The sequence below is a fragment of the Methylobacterium sp. WL1 genome, assembly GCF_008000895.1.
Classification (GTDB): domain Bacteria; phylum Pseudomonadota; class Alphaproteobacteria; order Rhizobiales; family Beijerinckiaceae; genus Methylobacterium.
Genome location: NZ_CP042823.1, coordinates 4,850,354 through 4,866,082, shown reverse-complemented (window position 1 = coordinate 4,866,082; position 15,729 = coordinate 4,850,354). Strand labels below are relative to the sequence as shown.

Here is a 15,729-nt window from a genome sequence, read left to right as displayed (position 1 = left end):
TGATGCGGCGCCAGGGGCAGATCGGCAGGGGTTATGCCCGGTATCCAATACCGAAACCGTGAAAAATTGCGCACAAGGCAATTTCCGGCCACAAACGAAGCTCTATCCTTACGGTGGAACCTAGGCCGTCGAAGCCGGGATTCGGGAGCGAATCAGCCCACCGCCCTGCGACGGGGGGACCGAGCGCCCTTGGATTCCGGCGCGCCGGCCCCGCTTTCCTGGAGCCGGCCGTGTTGTCACGCGACGGGCGGCGTGCTCCAGATCCTTGTCATCGCGCACTGTCTCCGAACACCGGGTCTCCCGGTCCCGCAGCGTGCTCCAGGGCCCCGGACGATGTCGAATGTCTATCGCCTGCTGATCTGTGACGACGACGCGATCCTGCGCGACACGCTCACCGAGCAGCTCGACCTCTGCGAAGAATTCACCGTGGTCACCGAGGCGAACGCCGCGGACGCGGTCCGGCGGGTCGGGGCCGAGCGCATCGATCTCGCCGTGATGGATGTCGGCCTGCCCGACCTCGACGGACGCGAGGCCGTGCGCCGGATGCGGGCCGGCGGCTTCCGCGGCCCGGTGATCATGCTGACCGCGCAGGACTCGGAGGCGGACCACGTCGAGGGGCTTGAGGCGGGCGCCAACGACTACGTCACCAAGCCGTTCAAGTTCGGCATCCTGCTCGCCCGGATCCGCGCGCATCTGCGCAGCCACGAGGCGTCCGAGGACGCGGTGTTCCAGATCGGCCCGTACACGTTCCGGCCCGGCGCCAAGCTGCTGGTCGGCGAGCGCGGCTCGAAGCTGAAGCTCACCGAGAAGGAGACCGCGATCCTGCGCTTCCTGTACCGGGCCGGCCGGGCCGTGGTGAACCGCGACACGCTGCTCGCCGAGGTCTGGGGCTACAACGCCCACGTCACCACGCACACGCTGGAGACGCATATCTACCGGCTGCGCCAGAAGATCGAGCCGAACCCCGCCACCGCGGCGATCCTCGTCACCGAGGGCGGCGGCTACAAGCTGCTGCCCTGATCGAATCGCGCCCGTCGCAGGGCGCACGCGGAGCCGGGTGCGATTGCAACGCGGTTGGGAACGGCTTTAGGGATTTGCGTGTACGCGAGGCGCAGGCTCGTTTGCACGCAGGCGGTGAGGCGGTTCCTTGGGGCTCGACGACGACATCGCGATCCTCGCCGACGCGCCGCTGTTCGGCTTCCTCGACCGGGACGCGCTGCGCCTGCTGACCTTCGCGGCCGAGCGGCGCGAGCTGGCGGACGGCGACCTGCTGTTCGCCCGCGGCGACCCGGCCGATGGCGGCTTCGTGGTGATGTCGGGCACGATCCGGCTCGCGCCCCGGGTGCCGGATGCCGAGCCGGTCCGTGCCGGGCGCTCGGCGCTGATCGGGCAGCTCGCCCTGTTCGTGCGCGGCACCCGGCCGACCGAAGCCCGGGCCGAGGGCGCCGCCGAGGTGATGCGCATCACCCCGACGCTGATGCGGCGCGTGCTGGAGGAATTCCCCGCGGCCGCGCAATCCGTCTACGACACCCTGGCGATCGACCTCGTGGACCTCGTGACCGATCTCGACCGGGTGCGGGTGCTGCTCGAGGATTGATCCGGGCGGATTGCGCCGGCTCCCCGGGTGACAGCCCCGGTGCCCGCGAGTAAGCACGGGCTCCCGCCATCGAGAGCATCGTGCGCCCATGTCCACCTCCGACCTCGCCAAGACCATCGAGACGGCCTGGGAAGAGCGCGCCGGCATCTCGACCTCGACCCAGGGCGCCGTCCGCGAGGCCGTCGAGGAGGCGTTGAACCTGCTCGATTCCGGCAAGGCCCGGGTCGCCGAGAAGAGCGGCAACCAGGATTGGGTCGTCAATCAGTGGCTGAAGAAGGCGGTGCTGCTGTCCTTCCGGCTCAACGACATGGCGACGATCGATGGCGGCCCCGGCGGCGCGCCGTGGTGGGACAAGGTCGCGTCCAAGTTCGCGGGCTGGGGCGAGGCGGAGTTCCGCGCCGCGGGCTTGCGTGCCGTGCCGGGCTGCTTCGTGCGCCGCGGCTCCTACATCGCGCCGGGCGCCGTGCTGATGCCGAGCTTCGTCAACCTGGGCGCCTATGTCGGCGAAGGCACCATGGTCGACACCTGGGTGACGATCGGCTCCTGCGCGCAGGTGGGGAAGAACTGCCACATCTCCGGCGGCGCCGGCATCGCCGGCGTGCTCGAGCCGCTCCAGGCCAACCCGGTGATCATCGAGGACGATTGCTTCATCGGCGCCCGCGCCGAGGTGGCCGAGGGCGTCATCGTCGGCCAGGGCAGCGTGCTGTCCATGGGCGTCTATATCGGCGCCTCCACCAAGATCGTCGACCGCAGCACCGGCGAGGTGATGTACGGCCGCGTGCCGCCCTACTCCGTGGTGGTCTCGGGCACGATGCCCGGAAAGGCTCTGCCGGACGGCACCCCGGGCCCGGGCCTGTACTGCGCGGTGATCGTCAAGCGCGTCGATGCCGGCACCCGCTCCAAGACCGCGATCAACGAGCTGCTGCGCACCTGATTCTTTTGGGACTTGAGGGCGGCCCTGTGGAGACGACGCGGACCCTGGACCTGATCGTGGCGGGCCGGCCGGTGCCGACCCCGTGCGCCGTGATCGGTGCGGGGCCCGACGCGCTGCTGCTGCCGGCCCTGTCCACGATCTCGGACCGGTCCGAGATGCACGCCCTCGCCCACGCCATCGGCTCCGAGTACCGCTGCCTGGTGCCGGACTGGCCGGGCTTCGGCGCCCGGCCGCGCACCCGGCTGCCGCTCGGTCCCGACACCCTGCACGCCTTCCTGGACGCGCTGCTCGCCGCCGCGCCCGGCCCCTACGCGGTCGGGATCGCGGCGGGCCACGCCGCAGGCTATCTCGTCGCCGCGGCGCGCAGGCACCCGGCAGCGTTCGCGCGCCTGGTTCTGGTGGCGCCGACCTGGCGCGGGCCGCTGCCCACCGCGATGCCGAGCCGGGCGCACTGGTTCCCGCGGATCCGCCGGGCCGTCGAGGCGCCGATCCTCGGCGAGGCGCTCTACCGGCTCAACATCAGCCCGCCGATCATCGGCCGGATGATGCGCGCCCACGTCTACGCGGACGCGGCTCACGTCACACCGGCTCTGATTCGCGCCAAGCACGCCATCACCCGGCAGCGCAACGGCCGCTTCGGCACCGCCGCCTTCGTCACCGGCGGCCTCGACCCGGTGGGCGACCGCGCGGCCTTCCTGGACCTGTTCGGGGACGGCCTGCCGCCGACCCTGGTGCTGCGGCCGGAGAACGCCCCGCGCCGCTCCGGCGCCGAGATGGACGCGCTGATCGCCCACGGCCGGGTCGCCAGCACCGCGATCCCCGGCGCGCTCAGCCCGCACGAGGAGTTTCCGGCCGCGGTCGCAACCGCGATCCGAGCGAATTAGCCGGCAAATTTATCGATTCAAAAAGTCCGGGACCTTTTGCGGGTCCAGGGCTTAGCCCTGGCATCATCAGGGCTCAGCCCCGATCACCGGGCTCAGCCCTTTGGAAACCCATGCTCCGGTGGCATCGTGATGACACCGCGATGGTAGGGGAAGCGGGCGCGCTGGAGCGGATCTGGGCCGGTGAAGATCAGCCGCGTCCGGAACGAGACCGGGCTGACGCAGATCAGGTAGCCCCGCAGGGCCTTGTCGCCGGGGACGAACAGGGCCGTCGCCAGATACCGCTCCTCGGCCCGGACCCAACCGGGGATGGGCAGGCACCAGCGCCGGGCCAGATGCTCACCGGCCCCACCCAGGAACGCGTCCGCCTCCGGCCGCCCCAGCAGGCCGGGCTCGTCGGCCACGAAGGCGGCCTGCCGGGCAACGTCGCCATCGGCCGCGTAGAAGGCGTCGAGGAAGTCGCGCAGGTGATGCTCCCAGTCGCCGTCGCCGCGCGCGCGCTCGACCACGGCAGCCAGGGAACGCGGCCTCATGGCGTCCCCGCGAAGACGGCCGAGAATCGACTGCGGGCCTCCGGTGATGGGTCTTCGCCGTAGATCGCGCGGTACAGCTGTTCCAGGGCTTCCACATCACGCAGGCCCAAGTGAGCGGCCAGGGCACGGGCGTCGTTCAGGTCACGGTCGCCGCGATCCAGGCTCTGCAGGGCATGGAGTTTCATCGCCAGGAGGTAGGCGGGTTTGGCCACAACCGTCCGAAGTCCCGGCGTCCCATCAGCCGGGAACGTGCCGGACAGGGCGAACAGCGTCTCATCCTCGTCGAGCGGAGTGAACATCCCGACGGCGTTGTTGAGCCAATCCGACTCCAGTCCCATCCGCGCGGCGACCCGGGCCACCGAGGGTGCCAGGGCTGCCTCGTCGTAGCCGGGTCGCACGACCGCATCGACATCCTCGGTGCCGCGCCGCCAGGCGAATTGCAGCATCAGCGCGCCGCCACCGTAGACGGCGATCTCGACGAACCGTCCGTACTCGGCGAGGTCGGCACCGAGTGCCTCGAAAGCCTCGAGGAGGCGGGCGCGGTCGAGCGGCTGAGCCATGGGGTCGGAAGGCCGGAGCGGGGATGGTGCAGCGTTCGCGTGAACGCGGCTTCGGGTCAACCGCCCCGCCCGCTCGACGAACCGCCGGGTTCGCCCCTGGACAGAATGAGAGCCCTGTGTGCGGACTGAACCGTCCCGCCAAGTCGTTCGTTTGCAAGTCGGTCGTTTGTCTGCGGGACCGGCCCGCCTCCACTCCCGCCCCTTCGCCGACACCGCCAAGGATCCGATGCGCCGCACCCTGACCTTGCCGATCCTCGCTCTGCTGGTCGCCGCGACCGTGGTGCGCGCCGAGGATATGCCCCAGCCAGCCCCGGCGAACCCGCCGGCGGCGCCGTCGCTCGGGGCCGACACGCTCAAGCCGGGCAAGCCGGCGATCAAGCCCTACCTGGCCGAGACCGCGGGTCCCGATGCCGTCCAGATCCTGCCGGCGCCGCCGGCCCACGACGCGCCGCTCGACAAGGCCGACCGGGCGGCCTTCAACAGCACCCGCGCGCTGAAGGGCAGTGCCCGCTGGGAGATCGCCGCGAACGACGTGTCGGAGGGGGCCTCCGCGGTCCTCGAGAACTTCGCCTGCGTGCTCGGCATCCGCATCGACCAGACCCGGGTGCCGGCGGTGATGAACCTCCTCGAGCGCACGCGCCTCGACCTCGCCCGGGCGACCCGCGGCCCGAAGGTCCATTACCGGCGGCTGCGGCCCTTCGTGGGCAACGAGGCGCCGATCTGCGTCCAGCGGACCCAGGCGCTCACCGACAGCTTCAGCTACCCGTCCGGCCATGCCACGCAGGGCTGGGCCTACGCGCTGATCCTGGCCTCCCTGGTGCCCGAGAAGGCGACCGCGATCCTGGCGCGTGGCCGGGCCTACGGCGAGAGCCGGGTCGTATGCGGGGTGCACTGGCTGAGCGACGTGGCGGCGGGGCGGATCACCGGCTCCTCGGTCCTCGCCACGCTGATGGGCGATCCGGGCTTCCGGGCCGACCTGGAGAAGGCGCGGGCCGAGCTCCGGGGCGCCCTGTCCGGCGGCGGCGCGGCCCCCGACCAGGCCATCTGCACCCGCGAGGCCGACGCCCTCCGGGAGCCGCCGCTGGAGTTCTGAGCCTCGAACGAGTCCAGATGCGAACACCTCCAAGTGTCCGACTGACGACACGCTTTCGGGCTGATCGATCGCCCGCGACGGGATGATCTTGGGGTCGAAGCGCCGATGCGTGGCGCATCCCGGGATCCATCGTGCCGCCGCGTTCCGCCCGCCTCGGGCTTCTGCTTACCGCCACCGCCCTGACGAACGCCGCCGTCGCGCGGGGCACGGACGTCAAGGGCGCAGACGTGCAGCTCAACGAGATCTCGGTCGAGGCCGCCCGCCCGACCTCGGTTCTCCCGGCCGGGGCCGGCTTCGGCGGCGCCAACGTGAGCGGCGGCAACGGCAACAGCGCGGCCACCGGCGGCGGAGGCGGCGGCCCCTCGGGCGTCACCGCCGACCGTCACCCTGTCCGACGCCCTGGTCGCCTACGACGTTGCGGCGCTCGATCCGAAAGACAAAGGGTTTCGTGCACCGATCAACGCGCTCAACCTCTTCGACCGCAGCTCCACGACCTGCCAGGCGGGCTTTCTGCGATCGCGGCGCCCCCGCGACGGTGATCGGCAGCCTGATCTATCGCTGGTAGCGGCTCCCGCGGGGCAGGGGAGCATGGCAGGTTCCCGTCCCCGGCACTGGAGGTCGATGCGGCTCCTGTCCTAAGGCCGGAGCCTCGTCCTCCCACCCGGGCCGCCCATGCTCTCGACCCTGCTGGTCGTGCTGCCGATCTTCGCGCTGATCTTCGCCGGCTGGCTGGCGCGGCGGATCGGCGTTCTCGGCACTGCGGCGACCACCGAGCTCAACCGGTTCGTGGTGTTCCTGGCCCTGCCGGCGCTGCTGTTCGACGTGACCGCGCACGCGCATTGGAGCGCGATCTGGAAACCCGGCTTCATCGGCGCCTTCGGGCTGAGCAGCCTGGCGGTGTTCGCCGTGACGGTGCTGATCCGGCGCGGGGAGGGGCGACCGCTCTCCGACGCCGCCGTGGACGGGCTCAACGCCGGCTATCCCAATACCGGCTTCATGGGCTTTCCGCTCGGGCTGGTCGCGTTCGGCCCGGAGGCGCTGGCCCCGACAACCGTGGCTGCGATCCTCACGGTCTGCGGGGTGTTCGCGGTGGCGATCGTGCTGATCGAGACCGGGCTGCGGCGGGAGACCGGCGATGGCGGCGCGGGCGGGTCCGGCGTCCCGGTCTGGCGCACGGTCGGCCGGTCGCTGATCCGCAACCCGCTCCTGGTGGCGCCGGCGCTGGGCGCCCTGGTACCGACCGCCGGCCTCACCCTGCCGGTGTCGGCCGAGACCTTCCTGAAGCTCCTCGGGGGCGCGGCCTCGCCCTGCGCCCTGGTGGCGCTCGGCTTGTTCCTGGCCCAGAAGCGCCGGCCCGGCGGCGCGCAGACCCGGGCGGCCGCCCTTCTGGTCGGCCTCAAGCTCGCCGGGCAGCCGCTGCTGGCCTACGGGCTCGGCCGCTTCCTGTTCGACCTGCCGCCGCTGCTGCTGCACGTCGCGGTGCTGATGGCGGCCCTCCCCACCGGCACCGGCCCGTTCATGCTGGCGGAATTCTACCGCCGGGAGGCCGACCTGACCGCCCGGGTGGTGCTGGTCTCGACGATCCTGTCGATCGTCACGGTGTCGGGCTATCTGGCAACGGTCTGAAACACCGCGACCACGCTCCCGCCGCAGAGGAATCGTAACGGTTGCCGCGTAGCCTCATGGCGCGGCCCGCCCGGTCCGGGCTAAGAGTGGCGGCGATGACGCGGGGCGGAACGGCGACGTGATGGTGCGTTCGGAAGTATCGGTTGCGGGTCGGGTCGGCCGCCTCGCCTGCGTCGCCGGCCTGGCGCTGAGCCTGTCGGCCTGCTTCCGTCCGTTGTACGGGCCGACCGCCTCCGGCGAGACCGTGCAGGCCCTGCTGGCCTCCGTGCAGGTCGACGACGTGGCGATGGCGCAAGGGCAGGAGCGGCTCGGGCATTACCTGCGCAGCGAACTGGTGTTCGAGCTCGACGGGTCGGGCCAGCCGTCGAGCAAGCGCTATCGGCTGAAGCTCTCGGGCTCCGAGATCGTGCAGACCCCGATCGTCTCCTCCACCACCGGCCGCGCCGAGGCCGGTACGCTGGTCGCCAACATCAAGTACAGCCTGGAGGACATGGCCGGCGCCAAGGTCTACTCCGAGGGCGTGGCCACCTCGACCGCGACCTACGACCGCTCGGTCCAGCGCTTCGCCAGCCAGCGGGCGGCGCGCGACGCCGAGATCCGCCTGGCCAGCGTGCTGGCGGACCAGATCAAGACCCGCCTCGCGGCCGTGCTGTCGACCAAGCCGTGAGCCGGCTTTGACGGCCGTCAAGGCGGGCGAGATCGAGGGGCTGATCCGGCGCGGGCCCGATCCGCGCATCCCGGTGATCCTGGTCTACGGGCCCGATACCGGCCTGGTCACAGAGCGCGCCCGCAAGCTCGCCGAGGATTTCGTCACCGACCCCGGCGATCCCTTCGCGCTGGTGCGGATCGACGGCGACACCCTCGCCTCCGACCCGGGCCGGCTGTGCGACGAGGCCGGCACGATGGGGCTGTTCGGCGGCCGCCGGTCGATCTGGGTCCGGCCCGGCAGCCGCAACTACGCGCCCGCCGTCGAGGCGGTGCTGGCCGCCGAGATCGCCGACGCGCGCGTCGTCGTGGAGGGCGGCGACCTCGCCAAGAACAACCCGATGCGCGTCCTCTGCGAGCGCTCGCCCCGGGCGCTGGCGATTCCCTGCTACGCCGACGACGAGCGCACGCTCGGCGACCTGATCGACCGCACCCTTCAGGAGCGCAGCCTGCGGATCGACCGGGCCGCCCGGGAAGTCCTGGTCCGCAGCCTGGGCGGCGACCGACGGGCGAGCCTGATGGAGATCGAGAAGCTGGCGCTCTACGCGGCCGGGGAGGGGACCGTGACCCTCGACCATGTCGAGGCCGTGACCAGCGACGTCGCCGCCAGCGTGCTCAACACCCTGATCGACGCCGCCTTCGACGGGCGCCGCGAGGCGGTGGAGCGCGACTACCGGCGCTTCCGGCACGAGGGGCTGGATCCCGGCGTGGTGCTGGGCTCGGCCCTGCGGCACGCCCTGACCCTGCTGGCGACTCGCCTCGACAATCCGGACAAGACCCCGGCCCTGATGGCGGCGGCCTGGCGGGGCCTGCATTTCAAGCGCAAGGCCAGCATCGAGGGCCAGCTTGCCACGTGGCCGGCCGGCACCCTCCGGCAGGCCGCCAAGGCCCTGCAGGAGGCCGTCCTGGCCTGCCGACGGGCCGAGCCGGAACTGGCCCACGCTCTCGCTTCAGCGGCGCTGCTGCGGGTGGCGGAGGCGGGGGCAAGGCGGCGGCGTTAGAGGTGATGCTGGCTCGATAGGACGCGCAGGCCTGCAATGGCGTGCGTTCCCCTCACGGGGGGATTTGAGTCTTCGCACGGTCGGGACTTCTCGCAGCGCGCGATCATCCACTTCGTCATCTCAGGGCCGCGCAGCGCAGCCCGGGATCCATAGCCGCCGAAAGATCAAGGTCCGGCGCCGTCGGCGGATCCGGATTCCGGGCTCGCCTGCGGCGCCCCGGAACGACAAGGCGATTCATCCTGTGGCCGCGACACCTCCGATCGAAGGCGGGATCTCGGAGGTCGTTGAAGCGCTGGGAGACCGCGAAACGCGTCCTCAGCCCTCCTCCGGCTCCGACACCTTGAAGCGGTTGAGCAAACCTTCCAGCTCGTCCTGGGTCTCGTAGCGGATGCGAATCTCGCCGGATTCCGCGTCCTTGGGCTTGTACGTCACCTCGACGCCCAGGGCCCGGCGGATGCGCAACTCCAGGTCGCGCACCGGGGCAGGGCGCTCGGCGGAGAGCCGCGGACGGCCGGGGCGGGGGGTGTCGGGCTTCGCGGCCTCGGCGGCCTCCGACGCCGCCACCGCCTCGACCTCGCGCACCGACAGGCCTTCGGCCACGACCCGGCGGGCCACGCCCTCGGGATCGCGCACGGCCAGGAGCGCCCGGGCATGGCCGGCGGTAAGTTCCCCGGCGGTGACCCGGTCCTGCACGGCGGGCGGCAGGTTGAGCAGCCGCAGGGTGTTGGCGAGATGGCTGCGGCTCTTGCCGAGGATCTCGGCCAACTCCTTCTGGGTATAGGCGAAATCCTGCATCAGGCGCTCGTAGCCCGAAGCCTCCTCGATCGGGTTGAGGTCGGCCCGCTGGACGTTCTCCAGGATGGCGAATTCCAGGGAGGCGCGGTCGTCGATCTCGACGATCACCACCGGCACCTCGTCGAGGCCGCCCTTCTGGGCCGCGCGCCAGCGCCGCTCGCCCGCCACGATCTCGAAAGCCCCCGGCACATCGCCGAGCGGCCGGACCACGATCGGCTGGATGATGCCGCGCTGGCTGATCGATGTCGCGAGCTCGGCGAGTTCCGCCTCGCCGAAGCTGCGGCGCGGGTTGCGCGGGTTCGGGCGCAGGAATTCCACCGGGACCTTGCGCTGCGGCTCGATCTTTCCGTCGAGCTTGGCCGCCTGTCCGGCGTCGCCGAAATCGCCGATCAGCGCCGCGAGCCCGCGCCCGAGACGGGGTCGTGCCCCCTCCTCCGCCATCCTTGTCACCCGTGTCACGCTCCGCACTCGATCCCCGGCTTCTGGGGATCACACAATCACGCCGCCGCCGGCACCCGGCCTTCACGCTGGATCACCTCGGAGGCGAGGCGCAGATACGCTTGGCTGCCGGCACATTTCAAATCGTAGAGCAAAGCCGGCTTGCCGTGGGACGGCGCCTCGGAGATGCGGACGTTCCGGGGGATCACGGTCTCGTAGACCTTGTCGCCCATGAAACCGCGCACATCCGCCACCACCTGGGCGGAGAGGTTGTTGCGCGGGTCGAACATCGTCAGCACGATGCCCTGGATGGTCAGCTTCGGGTTCAGGGCGCCCCGGACCTGCTCGACGGTGCGCAGCAGCTGGCTCAGGCCCTCCAGGGCGAAGAACTCGCATTGCAGCGGCACCAGCACCGCGTCGGCGGCGGCGAGCGCGTTGATGGTCAGCAGGTTGAGCGAGGGCGGGCAATCGATCAGCACGTAGCTGATCCGGTTCAGGCTCTGCGCCTGGGCGATGTCCTTGAGCACGGCGCGCAGCCGGTGCGCCCGGTCGGGCAGGGTCGCCAGCTCCATCTCCAGGCCGAGCAGATCCATGGTGGAGGGCGCGATCGACAGCCGCGGCACCGCCGTGGGGATCACCGCCTCGGCCAGCGTCGCCTCGCCGATCATGACGTCGTAGGTCGAGACGTGACGGCGTGCCCGGTCGATGCCCAGCCCCGTGGAGGCGTTGCCCTGCGGATCGAGATCGAGCACCAGCACGTCCTCGCCGATCGCCGCCAGCGCGGTGCCGAGGTTGATCGCGGTCGTGGTCTTGCCGACGCCGCCCTTCTGGTTGGCGAGCGCGAGGATGCGCAGGGGATGCCGCACGGACGGGCCTGGGGTGGAGCTACGGGCGGGATCACGGACAGGATCGCGGGAAGGATCCATGGACCGGTCGGCGGAGTCGCCGAGGATCGCTTCGGTCATCGATGGCTCGGGGCGGCGAGGGCAGTGACGCGCACGATCCGGGCTTCGGAATCAGTCCGGCTCGGCACGAGGTCGTTAACGACTCTCCACTGCGCGGCGGCCTGGGTCAATTCAGCTTGCACGTCGCGCCCTTTCGGAAACAGGCCGGTGGTGCCCGTTTTCAACAGCGGCTCGGTCCAGGCGAGGAGCTGCGTCATCGGCGCCAGAGCACGGGCGCAGACCACGTCGACGCCAGCGAACTCGCCGATCACCGCCTCGATCCGCGCGTTGCGCACCCGCGCTGGGGCACCGGTCAGCCGCGCCGTCTCGGTGAGGAAGGCGCATTTGCGTGCGTTGCTCTCCACCAGATCGACCTGGATGCCGCGTGACCGACCCGCGATGGCGAGGATCAAGCCCGGTATCCCGGCGCCGGAACCGAGGTCCAGCCAGGTCTGGGCCTCGGGGGCGAGGTCCAGGAGTTGCAGCGCGTCGTCGATGTGCCGGCTCCAGACCTCCGCCAGGGTGGCCGGGCCGACGAGGTTCTTGATCGGCTGCCAGCGCCGGAGCTGCGCGACGTAGAGATCGAGCAGCGCGGCTGTTTCACGTGAAACACCGGAGGCCGCCAGGATCCGGGTGCGGTCCGGGTCGCTCATGACGCGCGCCGGCCGGCGTCCGGCACGGCCCGTCTGGCATGGGCCGCCAGGAGGGTGAGGGCAGCCGGCGTGACGCCCTCGATCCGCGCCGCCTGGCCGAGGGTGCCCGGCCGAACGGTCTCAAGCTTGACCCGCATCTCGTTCGAAAGGCCGCTGATCCCAGCATAGTCGAGGCTCGGCGGCAGCCGCACGGCCTCGTCGCGCCGGAAGGCGGCGATGTCGGCGTTCTGCCGATCGAGATAGACCGCGTAGGTCGCGTCGGTCTTGAGCCGGTCCGCCACCCGCGGCGACGTCCCGGCCAGTTCCGGCCAGATCGCGGCGAGCTGCCCCCAGGCGATCTCGGGATAGGCCAGCAGCTGGAACGCGCTGCGGCGGATGCCGTCGCGGTTCAGCACGATCCCGTGGGTGGCGGCCTGGCTGGGGGTGAGGCTGACCGCGTCGAGGCGGGCCCGCGCCGCCTGGAGCTGCTGCTGGGAGGACGCGAAATGAGCCGCCCGACCCGGCCCGATGCAGCCCAGCGCGAGGCCGCGCGGGGTCAGGCGCTCGTCGGCATTGTCGACCCGCAGCGACAGGCGATACTCGGAGCGCGAGGTGAACATCCGGTACGGCTCGCTGACCCCGTGGGTGACGAGGTCGTCGATCATCACCCCGAGATAGGATTCGGCCCGATCGAAGGTCGCGGCGTCGAGGCCGCCGGCGCGCCGGGCCGCGTTGAGCCCAGCCACGAGCCCTTGGCCTGCCGCCTCCTCGTAGCCGGTGGTGCCGTTGATCTGGCCGGCCAGGAACAGGCCGGGCAGGCGCTTGACCTGCAGCCCGGCATCGAGCTCGCGCGGATCGACGTAATCGTACTCGATGGCGTAGCCCGGCCGCAGGATGGCGGCGCGCTCGAGCCCGGGGATCAGCCGGATCAAGTCGTTCTGCACAGCTTCGGGCAGAGCCGTGGAGATGCCGTTCGGGTAGATCGTCGGATCGTCCAGCCCCTCCGGCTCGAGGAAGATCTGGTGCCCCTCCCGGTCGCCGAAGCGCACCACCTTGTCCTCGATCGACGGGCAGTAGCGCGGGCCGCGGCTGGCGATGCCGCCGGAATACATCGGCGAGCGGTGGAGGTTCGCCCGAATCAGGTCGTGGACCGCCTGGTTGGTCCGGGTGATGCCGCAGCGGATCTGCGGCGTGGTGATCTTGTCCGTGAGCGTCGAGAACGGCACCGGGTCGGCATCCGCGTCCTGCATCTCCAGACCGGACCAGTCGATGGTGCGTCCGTCGAGGCGGGGCGGGGTGCCGGTCTTCAGACGACCCAGTCGCATGTCGAGCCGGTCGAGGGTCTGGGCCAGCCCGATCGCCGGCGCCTCCCCGACCCGGCCGGCCGGGATCTGGCGCTCGCCGATATGGATCAGCCCGCGCAGGAACGTGCCGGTGGTGAGTACCACGGCGGCGCAGGCGATCGTGCGGCCATCGGCCAGCACGAGACCGCGGAGGCGCCCCTCGGGATCGAGGACGAGATCCTCGCAGGCGCCCGCAACCACCGTGAGGCCGTCCGTTTCCGCGACGGCCGCCTGCATGGCGGCGGCGTAGAGCTTGCGGTCGGCCTGGGTGCGGGGCCCGCGCACGGCCGGGCCCTTGCGGCGGTTGAGCAGGCGGAACTGGATGCCGGCCGCATCCGCGACCCGGCCCATCAGGCCGTCGAGGGCGTCGACCTCCCGGACGAGATGGCCCTTGCCGAGCCCCCCGATGGCGGGATTGCACGACATCGCCCCGATCGTGGTGGGGTCGTGGGTGACCAGGGCCGTGCGGGCGCCGCAGCGGGCGGCGGCGGCAGCCGCCTCGACGCCGGCATGGCCGCCGCCGACGACCACGACGTCGAACCGGTCGGATGATGGGGTGCGCATGCGGGTGATTACGCGGGTGCGACCGGGACGGTCAACGCATCCGGCCGCGGGACCCTTGGATCGAACCAGGGAATCGACGCGCTCGACGCCTGTGTCCCACGCATGGCGGGGCAGGGGGCCATGAACACGGCGCAGTATTCGAGGCCGTCCGGGCGAGCGCAGCACGAATTCTTGCCGGCAGAACTTCGGAAATTCCAAGCGGCGCGCAGACAGACAAGCTCTCGCGCACGCTTGCCAGTGCTTTCGCGTCGTGCCAGCCTGTACACGAGATGAGATCCTGAACGGACAACGGCGTCCGACATGCCCCGGGACCGGGACTGTTTCGCAGCGTCGGCGGGCGGCGCGCGGTGCGGAGGGATTGCGATGTCGTCGCTGACCATCGGCCTGGGTGCCGCCTGCTGCGCGGCCGGCGCCGCCGCCCACTTCCTCGATCACACCCACCGCAAGGAAGGCCTGTTCGGCCTGGCGGCCTTCGGGCTGCTGCTGACCGGGATGTTCCTCAGCCGGTCATAGGCGGGCGTGGCGGTCGAAATCGGGGGGTAGCTGTTCCCCGCCCCACCCCGCGGCGCGACCTCATCCGACGCGAGCCGAGCGCGGACGGGAGATGCCGACCGGGCTTCCCCTCACCCGGTCATGGCCGTGGCGGTGTAGCCGGCCTTGGTGAGGGCGTCGGCGATCACCAGGGCCTGGGCGTCGGTGCGGATCGCGACACGCCCGGATTCCCGGTCCACCTCGACCTCGGCCCCCGGGTCGATCCGGTTGACCGTGCGGGTCACCGCGGCGGCGCAGCCGTCGCAGGTCATGCCCTCCACCTGCATCAGCAGGTCGGCGCGCGTCTCGTCCATCCGGGCCTCCATCAACCGTGTCACCGGCATTCCTGTGACGGGCATGTCGGAGCGCGGCGCAGCCGGCGCAAGACGCCTCAGAATTGAGCGGGCATGCGGAACGCGTAGTCGACCTTCAGGCCGAACTGGAACTGGTCGGGATTGCCGAACGGCCGGCGCACCAGCGGGCTGTCGCCGGACGCGCCCAGGATGCGGGCGTAGCCGGCATAGGCCGTGTAGGCCCAGGTCTCGCTCTGGGTGTAGGTCACGGCGCCGAGCACCCCCGCCGAATAGAAGCCGCCGGGATTGTACGGGGTCACACGGCCGTTGAGCGCGGCCTCGGCCGGCGACACGCCAAAATACTTCCGGGCGTAGCTGGCATCGCCGACGTTGAGGCGCGGGCCGATCGAGAACAGGAACGCCCCCGTCGGCATCAGGTAGTCGGCGGCCAAGGAGCCGACCGTGCCGTGATGCCCGTACACGCCCTGCCGGATTTCCACACGGGTGCGGATGGACGGGGCGGGGTAGAACTCGGCGAACACGCCGGGCTCCAGGGCGATGCGCGCATCCCGGAATCCGAACAGGTGGCGCCGGTCGTCACCGTAATAGCGGCCGGGCACGATCCGGGCGGTCGGGCCGATCCGGAACACCGGATCGTCGTAGAACGAGACGCTGAAGCCGTCATCCGGGGTCGAGAAGCGGCGCGGCTCGCCGGCCTTGCGGATGTCGATCGAGGGATAGCCGACCGCGGTGTAGTCCGATGCGCCGGGATAGCGCGGGATTGCCTGGAGCGAGGCGCTGACCGTGACGATCCAGGTGCTCGGATCGACGGCGCCCGGGTCGAGCTGCGTGAAGACCGGCCCCCGGCGCGCGGGCGCCGCCTCAAGATCTGCCGCGCGGCTCGGGGCGGCGGCGAGGACCAGAACGAGGGCGCCGACGGACGAGCCGACACGACGGAGAGAACGGAGCATCGGAACGCACTTCGGAACGCTTGAAGACACTGTGGTCATAGCCGCGCTTTATGCCGCCTTTTCTTTCCATCCACATGAGCGACCCGCGCAATCGTCTTCCGAGCACTCGCAAACCGCCTGTCCGTGACGATTCCGCAACGTTCCGGCTGGCTCCGGCACCACACCGGGCGGAAATCGCGTCCGCTCGCCTTGCCGCCGGGGCCGCGCGGCGACAAAGATCTCCGAATCGGTCTTCGCCCGCCGAATCAATCCCGGGACTTCTCCCGGCGGCCGGTGCGTGACCCGGGT

At 71.1% G+C, this 15,729-nt stretch carries 17 protein-coding genes; 9 read left to right on the top strand and 8 right to left on the bottom strand.

What is annotated here, in order from left to right:
* The first annotated feature begins 333 nt into the window (after positions 1-333).
* The 4 genes from FVA80_RS23700 to FVA80_RS23685 all read left to right on the top strand — a co-directional run bounded on the left by FVA80_RS23700 (position 334) and on the right by FVA80_RS23685 (position 3,415).
* Complete coding sequence (locus tag FVA80_RS23700; protein WP_007563457.1) at positions 334-1,020, top strand: response regulator transcription factor; 687 nt, start codon at positions 334-336, stop codon at positions 1,018-1,020.
* 127 nt (positions 1,021-1,147) lie between these two features.
* Positions 1,148-1,597, top strand: a complete 450-nt coding sequence (locus FVA80_RS23695; RefSeq protein ID WP_147910363.1) for a cyclic nucleotide-binding domain-containing protein — start codon at positions 1,148-1,150, stop codon at positions 1,595-1,597.
* Positions 1,598-1,685: 88 nt separating this feature from the next.
* Positions 1,686-2,531, top strand: coding sequence for a 2,3,4,5-tetrahydropyridine-2,6-dicarboxylate N-succinyltransferase (gene dapD, locus FVA80_RS23690; protein WP_147910364.1), 846 nt, complete (start codon positions 1,686-1,688; stop codon positions 2,529-2,531).
* A gap of 26 nt (positions 2,532-2,557) precedes the next feature.
* Positions 2,558-3,415 carry an alpha/beta hydrolase gene (locus FVA80_RS23685; RefSeq protein ID WP_147910365.1) on the top strand — a complete coding sequence of 286 codons (858 nt, stop codon included), beginning with the start codon at positions 2,558-2,560 and terminating at the stop codon, positions 3,413-3,415.
* Positions 3,416-3,507: 92 nt separating this feature from the next.
* Here the strand turns inward: FVA80_RS23685 and FVA80_RS23680 are convergent, their stop codons facing one another.
* Together FVA80_RS23680 and FVA80_RS23675 are read right to left on the bottom strand one after the other, a co-directional pair.
* Positions 3,508-3,945 (bottom strand): hypothetical protein, encoded by a 438-nt coding sequence (locus FVA80_RS23680; RefSeq protein ID WP_147910366.1) that lies wholly within the window; start codon positions 3,943-3,945, stop codon positions 3,508-3,510.
* A complete protein-coding gene (locus FVA80_RS23675) occupies positions 3,942-4,505 on the bottom strand; it encodes a hypothetical protein (RefSeq protein ID WP_147910367.1) in 564 nt (187 codons plus the stop codon). The genes FVA80_RS23680 and FVA80_RS23675 overlap by 4 nt, the downstream gene beginning before the upstream one ends.
* A 226-nt stretch (positions 4,506-4,731) precedes the next feature.
* On the opposite strand from FVA80_RS23675, the gene FVA80_RS23670 reads away from it, so the two are divergent.
* The 4 genes from FVA80_RS23670 (at position 4,732) to holA (ending at position 8,930) form a co-directional block, all read left to right on the top strand.
* A complete protein-coding gene (locus FVA80_RS23670) occupies positions 4,732-5,598 on the top strand; it encodes a phosphatase PAP2 family protein (RefSeq protein ID WP_147910368.1) in 867 nt (288 codons plus the stop codon).
* 672 nt (positions 5,599-6,270) lie between these two features.
* Positions 6,271-7,224 carry an AEC family transporter gene (locus FVA80_RS23655; RefSeq protein WP_147910369.1) on the top strand — a complete coding sequence of 318 codons (954 nt, stop codon included), beginning with the start codon at positions 6,271-6,273 and terminating at the stop codon, positions 7,222-7,224.
* Between the two features lie 121 nt (positions 7,225-7,345).
* Positions 7,346-7,891: an LPS assembly lipoprotein LptE gene (gene lptE, locus FVA80_RS23650; protein ID WP_147910370.1), complete on the top strand. Its 546-nt coding sequence runs from the start codon at positions 7,346-7,348 to the stop codon at positions 7,889-7,891.
* 7 nt (positions 7,892-7,898) lie between these two features.
* On the top strand, positions 7,899-8,930 hold the full coding sequence (gene holA, locus FVA80_RS23645) for a DNA polymerase III subunit delta (protein WP_147940902.1): 1,032 nt from the start codon (positions 7,899-7,901) through the stop codon (positions 8,928-8,930).
* Positions 8,931-9,245: 315 nt separating this feature from the next.
* Here the strand turns inward: holA and FVA80_RS23640 are convergent, their stop codons facing one another.
* From FVA80_RS23640 to mnmG, 4 genes are read right to left on the bottom strand one after another with little or no spacing between them, the layout of a single operon-like run.
* On the bottom strand, positions 9,246-10,166 hold the full coding sequence (locus FVA80_RS23640) for a ParB/RepB/Spo0J family partition protein (RefSeq protein ID WP_147940901.1): 921 nt from the start codon (positions 10,164-10,166) through the stop codon (positions 9,246-9,248).
* Positions 10,167-10,222: 56 nt separating this feature from the next.
* Positions 10,223-11,128: a ParA family protein gene (locus FVA80_RS23635; RefSeq protein ID WP_246692111.1), complete on the bottom strand. Its 906-nt coding sequence runs from the start codon at positions 11,126-11,128 to the stop codon at positions 10,223-10,225.
* Positions 11,125-11,760 carry a 16S rRNA (guanine(527)-N(7))-methyltransferase RsmG gene (gene rsmG / locus FVA80_RS23630; protein WP_147910745.1) on the bottom strand — a complete coding sequence of 212 codons (636 nt, stop codon included), beginning with the start codon at positions 11,758-11,760 and terminating at the stop codon, positions 11,125-11,127. The genes FVA80_RS23635 and rsmG overlap by 4 nt, the downstream gene beginning before the upstream one ends.
* Positions 11,757-13,646, bottom strand: coding sequence for a tRNA uridine-5-carboxymethylaminomethyl(34) synthesis enzyme MnmG (mnmG, locus tag FVA80_RS23625; protein ID WP_147910746.1), 1,890 nt, complete (start codon positions 13,644-13,646; stop codon positions 11,757-11,759). Before mnmG ends, rsmG begins: the two co-directional genes overlap by 4 nt.
* 363 nt (positions 13,647-14,009) lie before the next feature.
* Between mnmG and FVA80_RS30735 the strand changes: the two genes are divergently transcribed.
* On the top strand, positions 14,010-14,159 hold the full coding sequence (locus FVA80_RS30735) for a hypothetical protein (RefSeq protein WP_187193489.1): 150 nt from the start codon (positions 14,010-14,012) through the stop codon (positions 14,157-14,159).
* A 110-nt stretch (positions 14,160-14,269) separates the two neighbouring features.
* Here FVA80_RS30735 and FVA80_RS23620 read toward each other — a convergent pair whose 3' ends face one another.
* Positions 14,270-14,491, bottom strand: a complete 222-nt coding sequence (locus FVA80_RS23620; protein WP_147857329.1) for a heavy-metal-associated domain-containing protein — start codon at positions 14,489-14,491, stop codon at positions 14,270-14,272.
* 77 nt (positions 14,492-14,568) lie between these two features.
* The gene (locus FVA80_RS23615; protein WP_147910747.1) at positions 14,569-15,441 is read right to left on the bottom strand and encodes a MipA/OmpV family protein; all 873 of its coding nucleotides are present in this window, start codon (positions 15,439-15,441) and stop codon (positions 14,569-14,571) included.
* Between the last annotated feature and the right edge of the window lie 288 nt (positions 15,442-15,729).